This window comes from Bacteroides salyersiae (assembly GCF_031172035.1).
GTDB lineage: Bacteria > Bacteroidota > Bacteroidia > Bacteroidales > Bacteroidaceae > Bacteroides > Bacteroides salyersiae.
Genome location: NZ_CP133452.1, coordinates 5153048 through 5176925 on the forward strand (window position 1 = coordinate 5153048; position 23878 = coordinate 5176925).

16 protein-coding genes and 1 pseudogene are annotated in these 23878 nt (G+C 39.5%); 2 read left to right on the plus strand and 15 right to left on the minus strand.

Annotation, left to right across the window (positions count from 1 at the left end):
- Genes RB604_RS19770 through RB604_RS19780 form a run of 3 tightly spaced genes read right to left on the minus strand, consistent with a single transcriptional unit; the run spans position 1 to position 2925 of the window.
- A complete protein-coding gene (locus tag RB604_RS19770; protein ID WP_005929661.1) occupies positions 1-861 on the minus strand; it encodes a glycine betaine ABC transporter substrate-binding protein in 861 nt (286 codons plus the stop codon).
- A gap of 16 nt (positions 862-877) precedes the next feature.
- Positions 878-1702 carry an ABC transporter permease gene (locus tag RB604_RS19775; protein ID WP_005929659.1) on the minus strand — a complete coding sequence of 275 codons (825 nt, stop codon included), beginning with the start codon at positions 1700-1702 and terminating at the stop codon, positions 878-880.
- Positions 1699-2925 carry a quaternary amine ABC transporter ATP-binding protein gene (locus tag RB604_RS19780; protein ID WP_005929657.1) on the minus strand — a complete coding sequence of 409 codons (1227 nt, stop codon included), beginning with the start codon at positions 2923-2925 and terminating at the stop codon, positions 1699-1701. The genes RB604_RS19775 and RB604_RS19780 overlap by 4 nt, the downstream gene beginning before the upstream one ends.
- 454 nt (positions 2926-3379) lie before the next feature.
- Between RB604_RS19780 and RB604_RS19785 the strand changes: the two genes are divergently transcribed.
- Together RB604_RS19785 and RB604_RS19790 are read left to right on the plus strand one after the other, a co-directional pair.
- Positions 3380-4282 carry a T9SS type A sorting domain-containing protein gene (locus RB604_RS19785; protein ID WP_005929656.1) on the plus strand — a complete coding sequence of 301 codons (903 nt, stop codon included), beginning with the start codon at positions 3380-3382 and terminating at the stop codon, positions 4280-4282.
- Positions 4283-4393: 111 nt separating this feature from the next.
- Positions 4394-4723 (plus strand): PAS domain-containing protein, encoded by a 330-nt coding sequence (locus RB604_RS19790; protein ID WP_005929654.1) that lies wholly within the window; start codon positions 4394-4396, stop codon positions 4721-4723.
- A gap of 80 nt (positions 4724-4803) precedes the next feature.
- Here RB604_RS19790 and RB604_RS19795 read toward each other — a convergent pair whose 3' ends face one another.
- The 12 genes and pseudogenes from RB604_RS19795 to RB604_RS19850 all read right to left on the minus strand — a co-directional run bounded on the left by RB604_RS19795 (position 4804) and on the right by RB604_RS19850 (position 23877).
- Positions 4804-7656 (minus strand): bifunctional fucokinase/fucose-1-phosphate guanylyltransferase, encoded by a 2853-nt coding sequence (locus tag RB604_RS19795; protein ID WP_055295693.1) that lies wholly within the window; start codon positions 7654-7656, stop codon positions 4804-4806.
- Positions 7657-7685: 29 nt separating this feature from the next.
- A complete protein-coding gene (locus tag RB604_RS19800) occupies positions 7686-8018 on the minus strand; it encodes an MGMT family protein (RefSeq protein WP_025819132.1) in 333 nt (110 codons plus the stop codon).
- Between the two features lie 72 nt (positions 8019-8090).
- Positions 8091-10817: a hybrid sensor histidine kinase/response regulator transcription factor gene (locus RB604_RS19805; protein WP_316936662.1), complete on the minus strand. Its 2727-nt coding sequence runs from the start codon at positions 10815-10817 to the stop codon at positions 8091-8093.
- A 188-nt stretch (positions 10818-11005) separates the two neighbouring features.
- Positions 11006-11527, minus strand: a pseudogene (locus RB604_RS19810) (hypothetical protein); the annotation flags it as partial.
- Positions 11528-11863: 336 nt separating this feature from the next.
- On the minus strand, positions 11864-13249 hold the full coding sequence (locus RB604_RS19815; RefSeq protein ID WP_055295713.1) for an arylsulfatase: 1386 nt from the start codon (positions 13247-13249) through the stop codon (positions 11864-11866).
- Between the two features lie 76 nt (positions 13250-13325).
- Entirely contained in the window at positions 13326-15521 is a 2196-nt protein-coding gene (locus tag RB604_RS19820; protein ID WP_055295686.1) for an alpha-galactosidase, read from the minus strand.
- Positions 15522-15530: 9 nt separating this feature from the next.
- Positions 15531-17021 carry a sulfatase family protein gene (locus RB604_RS19825; protein WP_005929627.1) on the minus strand — a complete coding sequence of 497 codons (1491 nt, stop codon included), beginning with the start codon at positions 17019-17021 and terminating at the stop codon, positions 15531-15533.
- Positions 17022-17033: 12 nt separating this feature from the next.
- Positions 17034-18032, minus strand: coding sequence for a beta-galactosidase (locus RB604_RS19830; protein ID WP_224206327.1), 999 nt, complete (start codon positions 18030-18032; stop codon positions 17034-17036).
- A 62-nt stretch (positions 18033-18094) separates the two neighbouring features.
- Entirely contained in the window at positions 18095-19183 is a 1089-nt protein-coding gene (locus tag RB604_RS19835) for a beta-galactosidase (RefSeq protein WP_007481461.1), read from the minus strand.
- On the minus strand, positions 19180-20244 hold the full coding sequence (locus RB604_RS19840; RefSeq protein WP_005929616.1) for a beta-galactosidase: 1065 nt from the start codon (positions 20242-20244) through the stop codon (positions 19180-19182). Before RB604_RS19840 ends, RB604_RS19835 begins: the two co-directional genes overlap by 4 nt.
- Positions 20245-20255: 11 nt before the next feature.
- Positions 20256-21716 carry an arylsulfatase gene (locus tag RB604_RS19845; RefSeq protein ID WP_055295684.1) on the minus strand — a complete coding sequence of 487 codons (1461 nt, stop codon included), beginning with the start codon at positions 21714-21716 and terminating at the stop codon, positions 20256-20258.
- A 7-nt stretch (positions 21717-21723) separates the two neighbouring features.
- Positions 21724-23877: a Sip1-related alpha-galactosidase gene (locus RB604_RS19850; RefSeq protein ID WP_055295682.1), complete on the minus strand. Its 2154-nt coding sequence runs from the start codon at positions 23875-23877 to the stop codon at positions 21724-21726.
- Position 23878 lies beyond the last annotated feature (1 nt).

Sequence of the window (23878 nt, forward strand, 5' to 3'; positions counted from 1 at the left end):
TTATTGTGACTGCACCGGTATCCAGCTGTCCACCAGTTCCCGATGTTCACTAACCCATTGCCGGGCTGCTTCCTTTTCTGTCTTTTCTGTTTCCTCCATAGCAGTCATCAATGAGCTGATCTCTTCGTCTGTCAAACGAATATTTTTGAAAAACCTGGCCACAAACGGATTCTTCTCTGAAAACCCTCTCCATGCAACTGTATAAATCTTTTCTGCAGCACCATAAGCCTTTTTAGGATCCTCCAATATCTTCAATTTAAAACGGTCGAACATCCAATGCGGTGTCCAACCCGTAACAACTATCCACTCGTTCCTGTCGATAGCTTTCTTCAATGAGGCAGTCATGGCAGGACCACTCGAAGTCATCAGTTTATAGTCCAAACCATAATTCTCTATCGCACTGTCTGTAGCGCGCATAATACCCGCTCCAGCATCAATACCGATAATTTTTGATCCAAACCGGTCTTTCTGTGCATTCAACTCATCAATTGAATTAACAGTCACATATTCCGGCACTACCAACCCGATGCGGGCCTCATCATATACCTCCCCGATAATTTCCAATTTATCTCCATACTGTGCTATATAATCATTCATCGTCACCGGCAACCAGACATCCATAAAGACATCTGCCTTTTTCCGGGAAAGTGAAGTAAATATCGGGGCAAGGTCGGCATTCAGTAATTCGACATCATATCCCTGTTCCTGAAGGATGGTTCTCACCATATAAGTCATGGCAATCCCCTCCGACCAGTTAGCATAAGCGATCTTTATTTTCTTATTCTCTCCTCCGCCTCCGCAAGAGATGAACAAAAATACGGCAAACAATACTATTGTAATAATTCTTATTTTATTATTCATACATCAACTGATTATATTATTTTTTATTCTTTTTCCCGGCTATTCCCTGAGTAATCCTATCCAGAATAATAGCCAGTATAACAACCGCTATACCACCTTCAAATCCTAAACCGATTTTCATTTGGGTGATCCCCTTTAGCACTACTTCTCCCAGTCCTCCAGCCGAAATCATGGCAGCAATCACCACCATAGACAAAGACATCATAATCGTTTGGTTTACCCCTGTAAGAATGGTAGGCAACGCCAATGGCAATTGTACTTTATAAAGCAACTGCCAAGGAGTAGCCCCGAACGAACGCGAAGCTTCTACTACATTTTTTGGAACCTGCCGTATTCCCAATCCTGTAAGGCGAACTACCGGAGGCATAGCAAAAATAATTGTAGCAAAAACACCGGGTACCGTCCCCAAGCCAAAGAAAAGCACTGCCGGAATCAGATAAACAAAGGCAGGCATCGTCTGCATAAAATCCAGAACAGGCCGCATGATTTTATTACAACGGTCACTGTTTGCCGTCCAAATTCCCATCGGTACTCCCAACAACAAAGCCAGACAGGTAGAAGAAAGCACCAAGGCAAGTGTCTGCATCGTCTCTTCCCAGAATCCCATGCCGTAAACAAGAAGCAGTCCCGACAAAGTGAATACTGCCACTCCTTTACCAGCCTTAAACCACGCAAGTATAGCAAGCGCAAGAATGGTTATATAAAACGGTATCCCGAACAGTACATGCTGAAAACCGTCGATAAATCCTCCGATACCGATGCTCAACGCATCAAAGAAGGAAGCAAAATGATCTGTAAGCCAGTTTATGGCCATTTCTATATATTTTCCGATATTTATCATAAGTCTATTGCGTTTTGGATGATTTCATTAATTTCTTCTTTATCTTTTCCGGTCACCTCGATAATAAGAGAGGAAAGAGGAACGACTCCTTCGAATTCCCTGTCTTCATTTACCACCCAGATAGGTGAGTTTGTTTTTGTCATCAACGGCAGAATATCTTCAAGAATCGTATCGCCCAATACAGAATGTACCTCATGGCGTACGATGGAATCGATCGACTTCACCTGTTCCTTTCTTAACTTCAACAAATCATTCAACCGGACTTCTCCCACCAATATATTCCCATTATCCACTACAGGCAGTACCGTTAAATTGCGTTCACGCATTTTACGGATCAACACTTCCGGTCCCTCTTTCTTCAAACGTGCCACCAACGGTTTATCGATCATAACCGAAGCGGCTGTAATAATCTTACTGCGATCCACGTTTTCCACAAAACGTTCCACATATCCATTGGCCGGTTCCGTTAAGATTTCCTCCGAAGTACCGATCTGTACGATCTCTCCATCTTTCATGATAGCAATACGATCCCCCAACTTAATGGCTTCACTCAAATCATGGGTAATAAATACAATGGTTTTCTTCATCTTGGCTTGCAGAGCCAGCAACTCATCCTGCATCTGTACACGAATCAACGGATCAAGAGCCGAAAAGGCCTCATCCATCAACAGTACCTCCGGATCATTGGCCAATGCCCGTGCCAGCCCAACACGCTGCTGCATACCACCGGAAAGTTCACCAACCATCTGATTCTCGTATCCTTTCAATCCTACCAATTGCATACTTTCCATAGCCTTTCGCTCTCTTTCCTCCCGTTTTACACCTTGAAGTTCGAGTCCGAAAGCAATGTTATGCAGTACCGTACGATGTGGCAATAAACCGAAGTTCTGAAAAACCATAGCCAACTCTTTGCGCCGTATCTGCAACAGTTCTTTATCGGAGACCTTAGAGATATCCGTCCCGTTGATAATAACTTCTCCTGAAGTCGGTTTTATCAATCGATTGATACAGCGCAACAAAGTAGATTTTCCACTTCCGGACAATCCCATAATAACGAATATTTCTCCTTCGTCAATCGAAAGGTTTGCGTCTCTAACAGCAATCGTACATCCGGCTGCTTTCAATATTTCACTTTTACTTTTACCTTCTTTCAGCAGGCGAAGTGCCTTCTGCTTTTCGTTTCCAAAAATAAGATACAAGTCTTTAATGTTTATTTTGTTCATACATAAATAGGTTTAGATAATTAAAATGATGTTCCATGCCTGCATTGAAACAGACATCGTATATTACTGCATGTAATCCAACAGCAAAAATCTCATTCCGAGAAATTTTCGGCTTGTCTACTGTCCGATAAAGATTAATAAATTACATAGAATGGTTGGCGCATCGGTGAAATCCCGCACAAGCATAAATCCGAGAAAATATCAAATCAGAGTGTATCGAAGTTACGGCACATCATTTAAAACAATATCTTTATACCCTTTGTTCACAAACTTTTATTCCCCCAAAAAGAAAAATTACATAATTAAATAATCTTTTTTTGCAACATAACTACGATATAAGAGCTAATAAACACTCAAATATACCCGATAAACACTATTGATAATTAGTGCATTTTATTTTCCGAATATAAATGCCTAAATTCACAAAATATTAATCATATAAACAAACATCATTATGAGAAAATTATTACTTGTAGTTTTTAGTATCCTTGCCATAAATGCACAAGGACAAAGTTTAACCGAAGAACCGATAGTCATAACAGCTAAAAGTGAAATAGCACACTTTTTCGTAGCCAATCCTTTCTTATATACGATTACAGAAAGCAGTAAAGACTACATCGTTGATATTTATAATGACGAATTAAAAAAATCCGACCAATTTATAGTCAAGAATGCCGTTTACGACCGAGAAGCAGATGTAGCTTACGGCATCGCTGATTTTGACTTGGATGAATTAACCGGTTATGATGCATACAGTGGTTCTATATGGAGTCAATACCTATTCAATGACGATGATAAAATAGAATATATATTTTGTACTTTCAATAAAGAGAAGACAGGTAACCAATCTACCTATTCTCTTCAAAAAGCAGAAGTTATGAATGAAGACGGAGCAGTACTCGGTACTCTCCCAGTGGAAGCAATAAACTCCTATTTTGGATATGGAAGTGCGGAAATAACCATCGAACTGGTTCAATTCGGTAAAAATTACTATATAAGAAATGAATTTGAAACAAATAACTCCACTGATCCGGGAGAAATGGTATTTAATACTACTTACTGGAAAATTAATAAAAGCACAGAGGGATCAGGGGTAAAATTCACCAAAACCGCCAGTTTCAAAAATTATCCCAATCCGGTGCGCCAGAATGAAACATTCACAATCGAAGTAGGTGAAGAATACATAACTTCGAGTAATTTCATTGAATTGTGTGATCAAAGTGGTCGTATGATTCATCGCCAGGCAATCACAAGTAAAGAGGTAAAAATTCCTACCCACCGTATGAAAGGCATGTATATCTATAATATCGTATCCGATGGCAAATCCATCAGTACAGGCAAAGTGATCGTACAATAATAAATTTTATTCGAATATTTGAATAGGGAGAAGCAATTTCAGAGTTTCTCCCTTTTTGTCTTTCAAATGAATAAGAGTATCTTTGCCCATAAATCAAGATAAAAAGAATCTATGTACGAATGGGCTAAAGAAATGAATTGTGCCGTAACCGTATGCGACACCAAAGGAATCATCCTTTACATGAACGACAAGGCATGCCAAACGTTTGCCAAATACGGAAATCTAATTGGGAAAAATCTCCTTACCTGTCACAACGCACAGTCACAGGAGAAAATACATGAAATGCTACAAACCGGCGGCAGTAATGCCTATACAATAGAAAAAAACGGCATCAAGAAGATGATTTATCAAACTGCCTGGTTTAATGAAGGAATAGTAGGCGGACTGGTAGAAATATCAATGGAACTCCCCGGAGAAATGCCTCACTATATCCGGAAATAAATGCACCTCCAAGAGAGATAGCATCTTTTTTAAAACCCGCAGCATCTAAAGTGGAAGATGCTACGGGAAATTGATAATAACTAACTTCTGGATACCTGCAATCCTTTGTCGGACAGGGTCATCTCTACAAAACGAGCCCGTGGGTTCGGAGCATATTCTGTCAATATCCGACGAATCTGTACAGCCGCCTGCGGGTCTTTTGCCACCATATATAAATAACCACCGCCTCCGGCTCCCGGTAATTTATGTCCTAACGTGTAATCTTCAATCAAACGAATAATTTTTTCCACTTCCGGTGGATTAGTACCGGCATCAAGGGCTTTATTCTGTAACCAGCTCTTTCCTACCAGCCTGCCATAACTCATAAAATTGCCACGTAAGATAGCCTCATTCATATCCAAAGCATGAACTTTCATTTCGGACAACAGCGCAAGATGCTTCCCGGAATTAAGAAACATAGAACGAACAATCTCACCCAATATTCCTTTTGCCGTACGGGTAATGCCTGTGTAATACAGTAAATGACAATCGCGGTATTCCGGTTTTGTGAAAAGCTGATCGGGCAACCAGCGTACCAACGGAGTCTGATCAAATCCAGCTTCCGTCTGCAATAACTTCACACCGGAGAATACACCACCGTATTGATCCTGCCAACCTCCACCGGTCGTAAGCAACTGTTCTAATACCAATGTACAACGGCAGATTTCATTTTTATCCCAGGCCAATCCGCAAAAATCATTAAGAGCCCCCAACACGGTGGAAGCAAGAATGGAGCTGGTTCCCAGTCCGGAACCTGCCGGTATGGCAGCCAACAAAGTCACTTCGATCCCAGCGCCAAAGTCCTCCAATTGTTCCTGCAAAGAACCGTAGCAGATTTCCGAAAACTGTGGTATGAAACCTGCCAGTGCAAGTGCAGCTTTGGGTATAGAGAAAGGAGAACCGACCTTACGATAATCCTGCAACTCTTCATAAGTATTCACTACTTCCATTGCTCCCATATCGATGGAGCGAAGTACGATATGAGGCTCCTTACAAGTCTTAACGTATACTTGCAAAGGAGGCTGCCCGTTCAACTCAATAGACAAGTTCACCACATTTCCACCGGAATAAAGCGAATAAGGAGGAGTGTCCGTCCAACCTCCTGCCACATCGACACGTACAGGACTGCGTCCCCATACAATCTGATCGGAATAAACATTGAGTACAGGATGGCTCTTTTGTTTGCAAACCTGCCCCAACAAACCATTACGTAACAAACCGAATGCCGCCTTTTCTTCTTCACGGCTGTCTTGCTTGCCTTCCAACTCCATAATACGGGCCCGTAACATCCGGTTGTGCATTTGCAACATCTGTGCAGCATCGTCCGGAAGAGCCCGTGGTGTTTCAAGTCCAAGTTTTACAAATCCATGAGCCGCATCTTCCAAATCAAGTTGATAGAAAACACTCTTCTCGTAATTAGTCGACAACGCCTGCCAGTTTCCCCTACGAAAAGCTGTACGCTGGGCATAGAGCCGTTGCAGATTGGCACGTGCAGAAATTTCATCAGCCGAGAACTTTTTACTATTCAGCCATAATGCACGCCCTTCTGCCAGATCAGGCTCAGTAGTCATCCAGCGTAGCAGTACCCCAAGTTCCTCTACCGACTCGGTCAACGGAAAGACAGGAGCGGCCTGTAAATCATCGATGCGTCCCCGGAAATCATCGGTCGACAGACCACGTTGCTCCATCCACTCCGTAAAAGGAATGCCGGTAAACATCGTATGCGGCGAGTTCAAGGCTCCTTTAAATACATCATCCAATCCATAAGGACGTGCTACAAAACCATTTTCCCCCATCGGAACCACATCCAGACAAATACCGTCCGGCAAAGAAATCTCCCAATCATTCTCCGGTATCCCCGTTATTATCTGACAAGAGCCCAATTTCCACCCTTTGCCCACGTAACTGTTTTCAATCCACAGATTCGCATTTCCAGCAGAAAAAGAGATGGCAGTAGAAGAGTTCTGCACAAAGATTGCCGGGTTCGGTTTCACCTTCCGATGCATGATAAGACGCTGGTCGCGAACTTTATCCTGTACAGCCAACGTAGAAGAAATAAGCTCACGACTTGTTCCGTAATGATAAAACTCTCCTCCGGGCAAAGGCAGTATGGCAACGGAAAGACTATTCAGCTCTTCATCTATCGTCTTCGGATGGCTACCGAGAGCAAGCCCATAATCGGAATAGAGATCATAATAGGTTATCTCGCCGGTATCTTTATCTAAAGAACGCTTCATCAAAAGTTCTACGGCACGGTCACTCAACAGCCATATCCCGATATCCATAAGGAAAAGATGTGTTTTGGCCAACCCCTCCAACTCTGCAAGAGAAGGTTTCTGCAACATAAAATCAAGTATATCCGGCGTCTTCCTGTCAGAAACAAATACCCCATGATGAGTAGCCAACGACGGGTTTACCCAAAGCCCGTAACACACGACATCAGCATCGGGAATATCCTGCAATGGCTTTTCCGAACGGATGTATACATCACCGCTCGCTATCAACGTATGTATTTTCTCAGGTGCCATACCCATGATTCTCTCGTAAAGAGGCAATTGAAGAGACAGTAAGTTCTGTTCCAACCGCTGTCCCCGTTCCCAACTAAAAACAGGTATCGGAGTCAGTATCTTTCCGGAAGGAGCATATCCGGGAAGGCGGCGACTTTGTCCACCGGCGTGAAGCAATATTCTTTTTTCGTTTTCCAGCCACCCCGGGAAGGACTCTCCGGAAGCATAATTTTCATGACAGGCTTGCAGCAACCAAGTTGTTCCCCCCCCCGAACCCAACTTAGCCCCTATGGGATCGGAAGTACAAAACCATTCCGAAGTATCCACTCCTTCCAACTCATGAAAGCAATGAACCAAATTCGGCGGCAGAGATAGTAATTTCTTCATGATTAATCTGTTATTATTTAAAATTCATGTTATTCATCATAATGCCACAGGCATCGGGTCATATCCACATTTCCATTTTTTCTAAAACAAACGCCCTCCTCCTGCAACAACAGACGCTGTTCTTCCCATCCGGGAGCAAGCCTTCCCTGTGCATTGACTACCCGATGACAAGGCAGATTCAATTCGGAAGGAACCTGTTTCAAGGCTCTCCCTACCATACGCGAGCATTGCGGCTTTCCCAATAAAGAGGCTATTTCTCCGTAAGAAATAACCTTTCCGGCAGGCACATCCCGAACAACACCGTACACTTCCCGGCAGAAAGCATCAGACATTTTTTCTTTATTGACTTTATAATCTTTCATTCCTCAATTCCTTCATTTCGTTCACTCCTTCATCCTCTCATTTTTTCATTCTTTCATTCTTTTCATTCCCCCTCACGTCCCTTTCCGTTTCAAAAATTCCGTCGGACTCTCGCCGAACTGTTCCTTGTAACATTTTGTAAAATAAGAAGGAGAAGTAAATCCGACCTCATAGGCAATCTCAGCCACTGTCATTCCGGAAGAGGCCAACAAAGATGCCGCCCGTTTCAAACGGGACATACGCAACAGTTCATTAGGAGCATAATTGGTCAGTGACTTTATTTTGCGGTATAATTGCACACGGCTCAACCCCATTTCTCTACCCAGATCTTCCACATTCAATTCAGAGTCTCCCATTTTCTCTTCAATAAGAGCCTTGAACTTTTCAACAAAATCCTTATCCAGATCACAAATATCCTCTTTCGCCAACGTTTGCCTATCTCCGAAGAATTGCTTCAGGCGTTGGTGCGAATCAATCAAATTATGAATACGCGCCAACAATAGCTGTGAACTGAAAGGCTTGGATATGTACGAATCTGCACCGCCGTCATAGCCTTGAATACGCTGCTCATCAAGAGAACAAGCCGTCAGCAAGATTACCGGAATATGGCAAGTCTGCAATTCGCTCTTCAAACGACGGCAACACTCAATGCCATCTATTCCCGGCATCATCACATCGGAAATAATCAAATCGGGCACATATTTCATCGCTTTGCGGATACCTTCCGAACCGTTAGCCGCCTCAATCACAGAATATTCCGCACTTAGCAATCCATGAATATAAGAACGGATATCCGCGTTGTCATCGATCACCAATACAGACATCCGGGAAGAATCATAATTCCGTTCTTCCTCTTCCTCCCCTTCCAATAATTCGACAGGAGACTCATGACCGGATGTACCCATAGAAGATGTATCCGGAGAAGACGTACAACAACAAAATGGAAGATCAACGGTAAACATCGTCCCCTGCTTCTCATCACTTTCCACTTGTATAGTTCCACCATGCATTTCTACAAAAGCTTTCACCAGAGCAAGACCGATGCCGGATCCGGCATGATGCATATCTATCTTATAAAACCGGTCGAAGATGCTACGGATATGCTCCGCAGAAATCAGGCTACCGGTATTGGCTACGGTAAAACGGAAAAAAGGTTGTCCTTCCTTTTCCAAAGCAAAAAGACGGACTGTCACCTTCCCATTCTCCGGAGTAAACTTAAAGGCATTGGAAAGAAGATTGAAATAGATACGCTCCAGCTTCTCTACATCAGCTTGGGTACGATAATTTGTATCCGGCATATGATCGAAAGAAAAACGAATATGTTTCTTACGTGCTGCCGCCTGAAAAGATTCGTTCCAGTTTTCAAGGCATTGCAATAAATCGACAGGAACCGGAGTATACTCCATTTTACCATTTTCATATTTACGAAAATCAAGAATCTGATTGACCAGGCGCAACAAGATATTCACATTGCGCTGAACAAGAAGCAGCAGTCTATGCTGATCGCCGGAAAGCGTTTTATCTGCAAGCAACTGTTCTACCGGATCTGCCACCAATGTCAAGGGGGTGCGGAAATCATGGGATATATTGGTAAAAAACACCAATTTAGCATGAGTTGCCTCTTCCAACTGATGAGACAGTTGAACCAATTGGTCCCGTTGCTCCGAAAGAGTATCACGTTGTTCCTCCAACTGCGCCTTTTGTCTGGAAAGTTCAGAATTCAGTCTGTTTTTAGTTCGGAGAGCTTTATAGACTACCAACAAAAGTCCGGCTACCAATAACAGGACAAACAAACTCCCATAAAGTACCACCTGCTGATTGGCATACCGGGACAAATATCCACTGATACGGCCGTTCAACGTTTCTATTTTCTCATCAAGATCGGCAATATGAGCCGTCTGGAGTTTCATCACCGGAGCATTTATCGGATCGACAATCGCTGTTTCCAAAGTAGTTTCACGCGGAAAAGGCTTCTTTTCAAGAATATTCATCGCCATCTCCAACACTTTGTCTCCATTGGTAGGATAGATAAAAGTAGCATCCAACACATGATCCAACACCAACTCCACCCCGTTTCCTTTTCCGGGCAAGGCATCGATCCCTACAAACACAATCCCTTTTTCTCTCCCCTGTTTTTGTGCCGCTTCGAAAGCTCCCGGTGCAATGCGGTCATTGTGTGAATAGACAGCATCTATCTTCGGATAAATTTTCAAAAGAGAATCCATTATGATTCGTCCCGGTTCACGCTCCCAGGCAGCATCCGCTTTAGCCAACAGGTGAATGTCCGGATAATGACTGATGGCACTCATAAATCCCTGATGCCGCTCCATAGCAGGAGTCGAACCGCTCAAGCCGGTAAGCTCTACGATATTTCCTTTACCTCCGAGCTTCGCTGCCAGATAATTACCGACTTCCCGTCCTATTTCATAATTATCCGCTCCCATAAAAGCGGTATACTTATCAGACAAAATTTTCCGGTCCACCATAATAACAGGAATCCCTTTATCAAAAGCCTCTTCCACCACCGGCGTAATCGGCGCGGCTTCGTTGGGAGCCACAATTAACAAATCTACTTTCTTGTCAATAAAATGGCGGATATCTTCTATCTGCTTCTTATTATCATCATGCGCCGAACGTATTTCGACCGAAACCCCGTCATAAAACATAGCCTCACGCAATATCTCATCGTTCATCTTATGACGCCAACTGTCATCACTACATTGTGACATCCCGATTACGTAATGAGGTGTATCCTCCTTGCATCCGGTTATAAAGACCAATAAAGAAAATAAACCGGCCATAAATGCTGAATTACACCACCGCATCTCCCGCAACATTTTCATCCTATATCTCATAGTTGTTAGTAGAATGTGTATTGAGATTCAAAGATAAAGATTTCTTTCGGAATATCACATTTCCATTACAAACAAAATACAACTCCTTGTTTACTTATCCCAAAACGATAAAATTAGATGCATTACAAATAAATAGAAAAAAAACCGAAGTGTACGCCTAACTGTGAAAGCGGAAAAACAGCAATAGCCTTTACACCCTGTACTTCGAGCATCTGAGCAATAAAAGGATCGAGCGAATAAATATCAGATGTACAGATAATATTATTATCTTCGAACATATCAAACCAAGGCTTTCCCGCCTCAATAGTCATACTCCGCAGATAATCTATAGCCGGCTCGATACCGTCGTTACACCATTCATAGGTACTGCCATAGGTAACACCGTCAAGATGGTTTTCCCATGTCGCCAAACGATCGACACCGGTATAGCAGCCAATTTCCGCAAGCGCCATATTCATAGCCGTAAGTATATCCGGTTCCAATTGCAATATCTACAACACACTGATAAACAACAACTTCCTTCGGTTAGTTGTTTCCAGTTTTTCTTGAATGGCAATTAAGTCTTTGGATTTCTCTTCAACCATCTGTTCGAGCCGGGTACGGTACTGTTCCAGTTCCATGCCGACTCCTTTTTGTTCAGAACCAGTGAATTTCATATTTGATTGATAGCCGTAAATTGAATAAAATAATTAGTTAAGTCTTGCCGAGAAATATCCTCTATGCTACAAATATATAGATTTATTTTTCGGCTTCAAAAACGATCTATTTTCTAAAAAGCCTCCTCATTAGCAAATCGAAAAGATGGATAAGGATTGTAACTGATAAACATAAAAGAGCTGTATCATTATTCAAAGGTAAAGTTGATACAGCTCTTCTTATTACTGATGAAAGGCATCAAGTTTCAGATTAAAATCATTTTCTCTAAAGTTGAACCTTGACATACCCCCAACAAAATTCTATTTACTGTTTTACAATTACTCAGAGAAAGTATGTTACCATGAAAAATTCGGATTGAATTGATGAACAGAAATAGCCAACTTCCTAAGTTCATCAGCGATTTTAGGGTACTGTTCTATCAAGTTTTTTTGCTCCGACGGATCTTTGTTCATATCATACAGTTCTTCTACTATATTTTGGGGATGTTTCATATTCAATCTTACCAATTTCCAACCATCTTTAATGATAGACTGTTTACCTTCTCGCTCATAGGTTTCATGATATATATATTCATGTTCCCTTTGTGTTCCTTTTCCAGTCAATGTTGGTAAAAAAGATATTCCGTCACAATTTTCAGGTTTATCACATCCTACTATATCAGCTACTGTAGGCAGAAAATCCCAAAATGCAGAAATGTGCGAACTGGTCTGCCCCTTTGCAATTACATTTTCCCACTGCACAATAAAAGGAGTATGTATTCCCCCTTCGTACAAATCACGTTTGATTCCACGAAAAATGCCATTGCTATTGAAATACTCCGGATCATGTCCTCCCTCTTGATGTACGCCGTTATCCGAAGAAAAAATGATAATCGTATTCTCCAATATATTTTTCTCTTTTAGCTTTCCTACAATTTTACCTACCGCATGATCCAAGCAACTCACCATAGCAGCATAAGCAGCACGTGGCTTTGCTTGTGCCGCATAGCGATTACCATAAAATGGAACTTCATCAAATTTTCCATCAAACTCCTGTAAAGATTCTTTGGGAACTATTAGTTCTGCATGAGGCAGTGTAGGTGTAAAATAAAGGAAAAATGATTTAGAAGCATTACGATCAATGAAATCCAACGCCTTTTCTGTTATCAAATAAGGAGAATACACTTGATTTTTTAGCATTAGTTGCTTATCATTTTCCCATAAAAAATCCGGATAGTAACGATGGGCCTTGCGCTGACTTAAATATCCGAAAAAATAATCAAATCCATGTTTGCGAGGATCTCCTTCACTATTTGGTCCTCCAAGTCCCCACTTTCCAACACATGCAGTAACATATTCGCACTGTTTAAGTAAATCTGCAACAGTGTTTTCACTACTTGCCAAAGGGAAATCGTAACCCATAGATGTAGCATCAGGTAAATGTTTGTTTCCCCTTATATAAGCATGTCCCATATCCTTACCTGTCAACAAAGCACAACGGGATGGCGCACTAACTGTAGAACCGGCATAATGGTTGGTAAAACGCATACCATTCATTGCTAATCGGTCTATATTGGGAGTTTTCAATATTTTTTGCCCATAACAACCTAAATCCCCAATTCCTAAATCGTCCGCTAAAATATAGACTATATTAGGACGCATTGATGTCGCATGAGTAATATTTTGTCCAACAACACAGCTAATCGGAAATAAAGAAAAAATCAAAGATAAATGTTTATTCATAGTCATCTATGACAGTATTAGAATAATATTTTTTACAAATACAAATTTTCAAATGAGGCGGAATGATATATAAATATCATTTTACCTCTTCCAGCAATAGAACCCCACTTTCATACGGTTTTGAAATATTAAATGGAATTCCGACATTCATTAAATACTCTCCTGTGAAAATTTTACCATCGGCAAAACAAGAAGATTTATTGAGTTTATTAAGTTCTTTAACTTTGTATTTTTTATGTGGCATTAAACCTTTCAGACTCTTACAATAGAATTCATTTCTGACATGATAGCCCAAACTATAAACAAAATAAACAGCCCTGTCTTTTGCGGGAGACACATACATCAATGATGCCCATTTTTTACTGTCATAGGGTGACGACAATCTGAATAAATCACCATGTTGTATTATCAGGCGAATATTTTTATAGGTATCAATAGATTGTTTTACAAAATCAACCTCCTTCCCTGTAATATCACGAGGTTGCAGCTCCATACCCAGACGCCCCGACATAGCTACATCGACTCTGAATTTCAAAGGTAATGACATTCCTGTTTGATGATTGGGACTTGAAGAAATATGTGATGCAGTAGCTATAGCAGGAAAAAAATGGCTTGTACCGTGCTGAATATAAATACGATCAACCGCATTTGTGTTATCACTTGGCCAAAATTCATCATGATACTTTAATGCACCATAATCCAAACGCCCTCCGCCAGAGGAACATAACTGAATCAATAAATCAGGATATTTAGCTCTTATTTTCTCATAAACTTTATAAAGTCCCTTCGTGTATTCATACCAAAAATGAGACTGTTTATCAGAGGGAAGATAAGAAGATCCTACATTGTTTGCATGTCTGTTTGCATCCCATTTTATATAAGAAATGTTAGGTGACATTGATACGACTTTATCAAAAGTTTCTTCTACAAAATGTTGAACATCAGGATTGCTTAGATCTAAAAGCCATTGGTTCCTTTCCACATAAGGTGTATATTTATCTGTTTTGACTATCCACTCCGGATACTTTTCTGCTAATACACTACGTGGATTCACCATTTCGGGTTCAATCCAAATTCCAAACCGCACACCTTTATTGACAGCATAATCAGCCAAATAACCGATACCATGAGGTAACTTCTTTTTATTTACTACCCAATCTCCCAATCCCGAATCAGCTTTATCCCGCGGATACTTATCACCAAACCAACCGTCATCCAATACAAACAACTCCACCCCAAAATTCGCAGCATCATCTATTAAAGATAAAATATCCTTTTCATCAAAATTCATGTATACACCTTCCCAACTATTCAAAACGATAGGACGCAGATCGTTACCATGTGCTAATGCATAACGCCTACTCCAATTATGGAAATTCTGAGAAATGCGATTTTTGCCAATAGAGCTATAAGACCATATTATTTCAGGAGTCTTAATTTCTTCTCCCGGTTCTAAAATAAATGAGGAAGCAAATGGATTCATACCTACAACTATATCCAAATTTCCAGTTTCCGATACTTGAAAAGACAGTTTATAATTCCCAGACCATGCCAATGCACCAGCATACACCTCACCTGAATACTCATCCGCCTTTTTATCTATGCTAATTAAAAAAGACGAATTTTCAGTCTGTGCCGTTCGTACTCCTTTAGTACTCTCTATGGATTTAATCCCATGGGTTAGTAATTCCTCTTCTAATAGCATTTCATTGGCCCAAGCACCGGCAAAATGACTTAGATAATAATGATCCGCATGAAGATTTAGATAGCCGGAAGCAATATTTTCAATTTTTATACTTTTATTCTCGTGATGCTTTATCGTGACATATTGAGTTATAATATCCTCTTTTTGATATGCCTTAAAATGAAGAGAGACATTTATATCATATAATTTATCCTTTAACTCAATTATAGTTTCGACAACATCCGAACTAACAGGAATTGTCCGAATACCGGAAAATTTCAATTCAGATGCCATTATTCCATCCCCATGAGTAAGCTTAAGTGCAGGATTTATAGAGGTAGTCCCCCCAAATGTAGGATATAAAGCTGGAAATGGCTGATGAGGATTCTTACGCAACTCGTAAGAAAAGGCATCCAAGTTTCGAAGCTTATTACCATAATACCTGTAAATTACCTCATCGTCAGTAGTAACGGAAAATACCATACAAGTATTCTCCGTATTTATTGACAAATTATTTTTTACTACCTGTGCATGAGCTAATGTGCAAGATACAAGATAAAATATTAAAAATAATTTCTTCATTCTCATCGATTTATATTATTCATTATCTTGATAAGCACTTTTCAATTGATATAGCTTCTCCTTTAAGTCAGCGACTACTTTCCGATAACGTTTATCATTATAGAAGTTTCTCATTTCTTGCGGATCGCGTTTCATATCAAAAAGTTCCCAATCGGGAGTATAAGGCATTTCGTGAGTTCCTTTCTTGTTCAATGTCTTACCATAATAATAAATAAGTTTATACCGTTCAGTGCAAATACCATAATGTGCTACAGTATGATGATGTTGGTCACCATGCATCCAGTATCGGTAATACATTGCATCACGCCATCCTTTAGGTTCTTTTCCGTTTTTCAAAATACTTCTGAAACTTTCACCCTGCATATAGCTCGGTTTTGAAATTCCTGCATAATCCAATAAAGTAGGAGCAAAATCGGCATTGATAATGATACTCTTATTGGTACTACCCGGCTTTATCTCATTGGGATAACGTATTAACAACGGCATATTTAAACTCTCTTTTTGCATATATCGTTTATCAAACCATCCATGCTCTCCTAAATAAAAGCCCTGATCTGAAGTATAAACAATAACGGTATTTTGAGCAAGTCCGTTCTCGTCTAAGAATTTCAAAATACGCCCAACATTCTCATCAATTCCTGCTATACACCGTAAATAATCTTTCATATAACGTTGATATGCCCATTTTCGAAATTCATCTCTTGACAAGTTAGCCGGTAATTCACATTTCATGTCCTTTTCATTCATGTCTTCCAAACTCATTGTCTGTAACTTAGTGTAATAAGCCCTTCCTTCATAAGTATCAAACATATTTTCCGGTTCCGGAATTTCCACATCTTTCAATAAATCTGAAAAACGTTCTGCATATTCCCAACTTCTATGAGGGGCCTTGAAATGACACATCAACATAAATGGCTGATTATCATCTTTATGCTCTTTCATCCAATTTATAGCCTGAGACGCTATCACATCCGTAGAATGTCCTTGATAGATTTTGCCGGGAGTTTTATCAAAAGGGCATGTGTTTCCTTTCCGTTCTTCTTTGGAAATCAAAACAGGATTCTTGTAACGACCTTGTCCTGGTAACACATTATAGTAATCAAAACCTGCAGGTTCGTATTTCAGATGCCACTTCCCGATAATAGCTGTCTGATATCCACCTTTTTGCATCTCTTTAGCAAAATTGTCATGCGTTGGTAACAGACCGTCATCCAATGTATATACACCATTTTTATGACTATATTGACCAGTCATAATACAAGCCCGGCTCGGAGCACTGATAGAATTGGTAACGCAACAATTATCCATGCGAATCCCTTCATTTGCAATTCTATCGAGATTAGGTGTTGGTAATACTTTAGCCAGCCTGCTTCCATAAGCACTTATAGCCTGTAAAGCGTGATCATCAGACATGATATATATAATATTGGGGCGTGTTTCCTGCGCCACAACTTGCATTTGCAATGCAGCCAATGAAGTGGCTGCCAAAGTTAAAAATTTATTCATTGTTCGTTCATATTAATAAGATTCCTTTAATAAAGAGTTTCCATATTCAAGAGCTTCCTCATAGGTATTATCATATTCAGGAAATCCCTTAGTACCTTTTAAAACGTCTTTGGCATAGACATTCAAATAAGAGCATTTTCCACGGAATGCGGCATCCATTACTTCTTTAAGGGATCCTACATCTTTGGATGTCGCACCGACCATCTCAAAAAAGATCTTTGTTTTTTTTGCCCACGATGACAGTAGCTGTACCTTAGCGGATTCCTTTTCGGAGTATCGATTGCCCGAAAGTCCATTTTGTCCAATATACATTCCACATTCAACAGCCCGATTTCCAAACAGCTCAAAATTATTATTATCAAATAAAGAGCCCTTATTTAATGCCACTTCAGTCGGTAATTTTTTAAATAGACCAGAAGCTTTAGGTAACCATTCTAAAACAGTCTCTTTCCACAAATCCTCACTGTACTTACATCCGTTGCTCGACTCGATATTCATGAACACCTTTTTAAAATCCGGATCCTTTTTATTGATAGAACGAAAACGGTATGGATTAGTTTCAGCTCCCGGAGTGATGTCAATAAAGAGAATATTTGGATTATTATCGTATCGTTCTGCTATTTTAGATAAAAATCGTAAAGCATAATGTTGGTATATCGGATCCCAAAATAATGGTATTTCCGTCTGGCTGGGAGCATGAAACGCATATTTAGCTCCTTTTTCCCAAACCCATTCGGGAGTCGGTGTTTTAGACATCGGATCTTTCCAGTAGCCACTTGTTACCCACTGCATTCTCAATACTACTTTCTTTTTGTATTTCGCCCACGATGCTATAAACTGATCTATCGAACTCCAATCATATACACCATCCTTTTTCTCTATATTTGCCCATTTTATAGTTCTGACAGCTCCTATGATATATGGATTCTTTTTTACCAAATCATCCTCAGAGCTTTCATAGCTGGCAAAATAAAGCAGTCCCTTGCTATAATCCGTTTTTTGAGCGTTCATTCTTAAAAAAAAGCAAAATAAAAGAGCCAGTAATAGATAAATGTTTTTTACCTGCATAATTATCATTTTTTTAATTGTAATTTTTCATATCCGAACTTAAGAGCTTGTTCATAAGACGGATCATAATCTTTATATCCTTTTGTCCCTTTAAGAACGTCGACGGCATAAACATTCAAATAGTCTGCGTCTATTCTTACTGCCGCTTCCATTACTCCCATTAAGGAACCGACCTGTCTTTCTATATTACCAGAAGCCAATGCCATCTCTTGGAAAACAGGAACCTGCTGTTTCCATTGTCTAAATAGCTTATAACGCCCACCATTTTGATTCTGGTAACTTGAAGCTTTTATTCCATTCTGCCCAACCATCACATGACACTCTACAGAATATTCACCAAATAACTGAAAATAATCTTCTTCAGGAAACAGCCCCCCCCGATTAAGTGAAACAAAAGTAAGTACATCGCTATACATCGCAGAAATAGATGATATCCAATTCTTGACAGTACTTTTCCATAATTCCGGTGAATAAGCCCGCCCTTGACTATCTCTGACTTTTGAAAAATCTTCAAAGAAATTAGTGCTTACACTACCGGTCTTAGGATGACAAGGAAATGTTTCATATCCAGGTGTTGCCGATACAAATAACAAATTCGGATCTTTCCCATAACGATCATAAATAGCTTGCATTAGACGAAGAGCATGTTTATTATATATAGGATCCCAAAATAACGGTATCTCCGTTTGAGTCTTTTCATCATAATAATACTTGGCCCCTTCCTTCCAAAGCCAATCTGGAGATGGATGACGCGCCACTTCATGTGGCCACAGTCCTGTAGATATCCATATCACCCGTATAGCTACTTTTTTACCTCCGGCCGACCATTTCTTGAAAAATTCATCCAACTCGCTCCAATCATATTCTCCTTTACTCTTTTCCAATTCACTCCAATAAATAGTGTAAAGCGCCCCCACAATATAAGGATTTTGTATAGCCAAATCGTCTCGATGTTGTTTCGATGCGAAATAAATCAGTCCCCCATTCGTATTTGTCTGATTCTTAATAGAAGGAGAAGTCTTAGGTGGCGTATTTCCGGTACATGAAACACTCCCCATAACAACACATAATAAAAAAAGGATTATTCTTATCATTTGTCTTTCGCTTTAGATGAGAAATAATTATAGCCATTTTTTAGAGCCTCATCCCATTTTGTATTATAGCAGGAGGTTCCTACAGTTGATTTAAGTACATCTTGAGGATACACATTCAAATAGTCACAATCTATGCGCTTGGCAGCTTCAATAACTCCTTGCATAGAGCCTGTGTTTTGCGTTTCTGCAGCATGAACCATCTCAAAGAATAATTTAGTCTTATTCTTCCATTGGTTAAATAATTTAGTTCTTAGTGCATCATTTCCCTGATAGCTGTTTTCGTGTATGCCGTTTTGACCGACATACATACCATTATCCACGGCTGTTTGACCGAAAACCGGAAAATTATTCCGTCCAAAAAGACTTCCTTGATTCAACGTTACCAAACAAGGGATATCAGTCATTACTTTGGCAGTTTGCTTTATCCAGCTTTTAATTGTTTCTGTCCACAAATCTTCTGTGTAAGTCCGGCCATCACTGGCCGGAACTTTTGAAAAAGATTCTTTAAATTGAGGATCTTTTCTATTGATTGTTCCAAAACGATATGGATTTGTTTCTGCTCCTGGAGTAACATCGATAAAAAGTATCTCCTTATTATTTTTAAAGTGTTTGTTGACAGCTTTCATAAAATTCATGGCATGTTCTCTAAATATCGGATCCCAAAATAAAGCTAATTCAGTATTACTCTCTTTATGATAAGCGTACTTGGCACCAGCTTTCCATACCCATGCCGGAGTAGGCTTTCCAGCCACTGGATTTCTCCAATAGCCACTACTTGACCACATGATACGCAAAGCGACCTTTTTTCCAGCCTTTGTCCAGCGATTCACAAAATCATCCACCTCTTTCCAATTATACTTACCTTGCTCCGACTCTATCACAGACCAATGCATTGTATACAATCCCCCAATAATATATGGATTATTTAAAACTTCATTATTCTCAACATAACCATGACTGGCGAAATAAATCATTCCAGCAGGAGTATTACTATACTTGAATGCAAAAACGCTATTTAAGCAACATAGGCAAATAATTAATGCAAATATTGTCTTTTTCATGACATCTTCTTTTAATTGATATTCCGTTCTTCTTTAGTCAATGGAAATATCGGATTTTGTTGATGAGACTCTTCCATATAACGCAAAGCTTTCTCGATTATTTCAGGTTGCTCTTTGGCCACATCATTAGATTCCGAACGGTCTTTGTCCAATTGGTACACTTCAATCTTATCGGCATCAATATATTTGACAACTTTCCAATTATCAAATACCACAGCCTGTTTATATTCATGTCTCGGTTTTACACGTTCCGAACGCTCGTTAAATTCCCAATATAAATAATCATGAACTTTTTCCTGAGTTTTACCACACAATGTCGGAGCGAAAGAAATCCCATCTGTTTGTTCCGGAATAGGAGCACCAGCCAATTCACAAATAGTAGGCATGACATCCCAAAAAGCGGACAAAAGATTCGTCTGCGATCCCTCTGGAATAGTTCCTGTCCAGCGCACGAGCATAGGTGTATGCATTCCTCCATCATACAAATCACGCTTAAATCCTCTATAGTCACCAGTCGAGTGGAAGAAGCGATAATCATGCCCACCTTCATTGTGTGCCCCATTATCACTGGTAAATACAATTAACGTATTCTCGCCTAAACCAAGTTCATCCACCTGAGCTACTATTTCCCCAACATATTTATCAAGACTCATCAACATAGAAGCGAAAGCCCTTTCCTCTTTGGGCCAATCATTCGCCTCTATCGGCATATCAGCATGATATTCCATCGGAGCATGCATCAGAGAATAAGCCACATATAAAAAGAACGGATTATCTTTATTACTCTTTATGAAATTCTTGGCCTTATCAGTCACCAACCTATCCATATTTATTGGCCGATGACTATTTTCTTCTTCAGTAAGATTGTAATATTTCCCATTTTCATACATAGGCTCAATATTCTTTTTGGAATACTTATCATAGGATATATGTATTCCATTCTGGTCCCACAAAGAATCTATAAATACCCCATAATGATTTGGAAAATCTGCACTCAATTTGCCAAAATGATAATCAAAACCACGATGGTAAGGAGTTTGATTGGTCAATTCACCTCCTAAATGCCAACGTCCACACATACCTGTGACATAATTTGTCTGATTCTTGATAGCTTCCGGCAGAGTAATATCATTATTGTTGATGGGGGCCACTCCCACTCCGGCAATACTTTTATTACCACGGATACTGCTATGTCCCGAATGTTTTCCGGTCATCAGTATACATCTGGATGGTCCGGAAACCGGTGCTCCTGAATAGTGGTTAGTAAAAATCATACCATCAGAAGCCAGTTTGTCAATATTAGGTGTTTTGATAATTTTTTGACCCAAAATACCAATATCCCCATACCCTAAATCATCGGCTAAAATATATATGATATTGGGAGTTATCTGCTTTTCAGAAGTTGAACCTCCTGCACAGGATGTCAATCCGGCAAATGCAACACAAGAACTTATCGATAATAAATTTTTCATCACTCTATTATTTTTTTAATATTATTATTCTATTATTTGAAATATGCTCGGCATTCGCCCTCCAAATTCCATTTCCCAATGAGGTAAAAGTAATATTTTCTGCATAAGGGGTACCCTCTTTCATCCAAAAATCAAAAATACCAGCCTCAGATAATATCAGTTCTAAAGAGTTTCTTTTATATTTGATATCAGATACAGTAGCTGGGGATAAATATTTATCTGTCCGACCAATTACCGCCCATCCTTTATATATTGGTATAAAGAAATACAATTTATCATCAAATCCTGATATTTGAAATTTATGTTTGTTTTTACCGATAGGATATCCTGTATGCGCATCATAATCATACAAAAAAAGTCCTTCTTCGGGTAACTTCCATTTTCCCGAATAGGGTTGCAATAAAGTTCCTGTCATAGAATAATCAGAAGAATCGATCGTGCCTGAAACCGTCACAGAATCCACACACAAATTGTAAATAACAACTGCAGCAACTCCATTCTCCAATGGTGCAGAAACATAATAAGGCACTTGTTCAATCAACGGAGCTGTGAATACCGAACGTTCCATAACTGTAGCAGGTGCCAAAGGACGTATTATCAAGCCATCATCATAACATAAAGGTGATACTTTAGAAAAAGATATTTGATCAGGAGCATCCGATAAATAAACCGGTCCGCCAGACATGGCTTTAGACAAAGCCATTATGTCACCACATACTTTATCAGAAGAGTGGAACATATCATGATCTCCCCACACTGTAGGACATATGTAAAGAGCATTATGATAAGATTGCAACAAATGTTCTTTGGCCATGAACATATTATTCAGTTTATAATCAATACTGGTTCTTGTAACATTTGTATGATAAGTATTTTGTAAAACCGCATTATTCATAGCCATGCAATTGATAAGCCCATTAGAAAAATAGCGATCGGCAATGTCATCTACAATTCTTGATGCTAAAAAAGCACCTCTTGCCGCATTCTCGCTATATCGTTGCATGTATAAATTAGCAGCTTGCCAATCTACTTTCAGAAAATCAAAGCCATCGGATGCCGATTGTCCCAAAAATGCATGATACACTTTGGAAATACACACTGAATCGATTCGCGGCATCGTATAACCCGTCTTTTCAATTGTTTGCAAACATTGATTGATTTCATTTCCGAAATTATTTACGGGTGAAAAACCTCCCCAATACCCATTGAAATTCTGCCATAGCCCCATCCATTCCAAACCATCCGGCTCACGAAGTGAGAGTAAAGGAGAAAATCCTTGAGGAAACTTATCATTAGGAAGAAAACTTGTCAACTGGTTCTTTATATTTTTTGCAGAACGTGAAGAAAGATGTCCATCGTCAATAATGGCATAGCGGATTGGCAAATCGATAGTTTTCAACTTTATAATTTCATTTTTAAGTAACTCAGAATTAATATCTTTCTTATATTGCTCCCAAGTACACCACCCTAAGTACTTAAACATTTCAGGATAATCTTTCTGATAGCGCAAACGCATGGTCTTTTTATATTCGTCATGTTTTAGTAATCGGCTAAAAAGCAAATAAGATGCTTCATTAGTATTACTTCCAAAGCTCCATGCCAATACAGGCACTTTCCCCGAAACCGACTGTGTTCCATAATTTGCTACACGCAAAATCAATTTTCCATCATCGGTCACATATAAATCAGATATTGTTTCAGAATTAGCCAATGGCAATAACGCAAGTACATTACCGTCTTTGAGTGAAGTTTGCATGAAACAACCACTTCTTGATACATATCTGGTCCTATTTTTAAACCCGGCATTTTTAAATGCCAAGTTTTGTTGATCGTCTACCCCATAAGCAGGTTTCACAAACAAATCTCCAATAGTATTCGGTGTAAATATCCAAGGAAGTACTCTGTTTCCGTTTACCTGCCAATAATCATAATAAGTATCTTGTGCATAATAAACAGCCTTATCATAGTTAGGTAAATTAAGTTGATAATATCTTAATACGCCCAAACTATCCGGATTTTCACCACTAAGTTCAACTTCAATAATTCCCTCTTTAGCACAGGATTTCTTATTCAAATCGATGGTAAATTGCTGAGCAGTAGTAAGAAATATATTCGCTGAAGCTATCAGCAAATAATATACAATTTTATTTATATTCTTCATT

Excerpts from the sequence above, each read along its gene's own strand:
- RB604_RS19770 (WP_005929661.1), bottom strand. The coding sequence starts at position 861 with ATGAATAATAAAATAAGAATTATTACAATAGTATTGTTTGCCGTATTT.
- RB604_RS19775 (WP_005929659.1), bottom strand. The coding sequence starts at position 1,702 with ATGATAAATATCGGAAAATATATAGAAATGGCCATAAACTGGCTTACA.
- RB604_RS19780 (WP_005929657.1), bottom strand. The coding sequence starts at position 2,925 with ATGAACAAAATAAACATTAAAGACTTGTATCTTATTTTTGGAAACGAA.
- RB604_RS19785 (WP_005929656.1), top strand. The coding sequence starts at position 3,380 with ATGAGAAAATTATTACTTGTAGTTTTTAGTATCCTTGCCATAAATGCA.
- RB604_RS19790 (WP_005929654.1), top strand. The coding sequence starts at position 4,394 with ATGTACGAATGGGCTAAAGAAATGAATTGTGCCGTAACCGTATGCGAC.
- RB604_RS19795 (WP_055295693.1), bottom strand. The coding sequence starts at position 7,656 with ATGAAGAAATTACTATCTCTGCCGCCGAATTTGGTTCATTGCTTTCAT.
- RB604_RS19800 (WP_025819132.1), bottom strand. The coding sequence starts at position 8,018 with ATGAAAGATTATAAAGTCAATAAAGAAAAAATGTCTGATGCTTTCTGC.
- RB604_RS19805 (WP_316936662.1), bottom strand. The coding sequence starts at position 10,817 with ATGGCCGGTTTATTTTCTTTATTGGTCTTTATAACCGGATGCAAGGAG.
- RB604_RS19815 (WP_055295713.1), bottom strand. The coding sequence starts at position 13,249 with ATGAATAAACATTTATCTTTGATTTTTTCTTTATTTCCGATTAGCTGT.
- RB604_RS19820 (WP_055295686.1), bottom strand. The coding sequence starts at position 15,521 with ATGAGAATGAAGAAATTATTTTTAATATTTTATCTTGTATCTTGCACA.
- RB604_RS19825 (WP_005929627.1), bottom strand. The coding sequence starts at position 17,021 with ATGAATAAATTTTTAACTTTGGCAGCCACTTCATTGGCTGCATTGCAA.
- RB604_RS19830 (WP_224206327.1), bottom strand. The coding sequence starts at position 18,032 with ATGAACGCTCAAAAAACGGATTATAGCAAGGGACTGCTTTATTTTGCC.
- RB604_RS19835 (WP_007481461.1), bottom strand. The coding sequence starts at position 19,183 with ATGATAAGAATAATCCTTTTTTTATTATGTGTTGTTATGGGGAGTGTT.
- RB604_RS19840 (WP_005929616.1), bottom strand. The coding sequence starts at position 20,244 with ATGAAAAAGACAATATTTGCATTAATTATTTGCCTATGTTGCTTAAAT.
- RB604_RS19845 (WP_055295684.1), bottom strand. The coding sequence starts at position 21,716 with ATGAAAAATTTATTATCGATAAGTTCTTGTGTTGCATTTGCCGGATTG.
- RB604_RS19850 (WP_055295682.1), bottom strand. The coding sequence starts at position 23,877 with ATGAAGAATATAAATAAAATTGTATATTATTTGCTGATAGCTTCAGCG.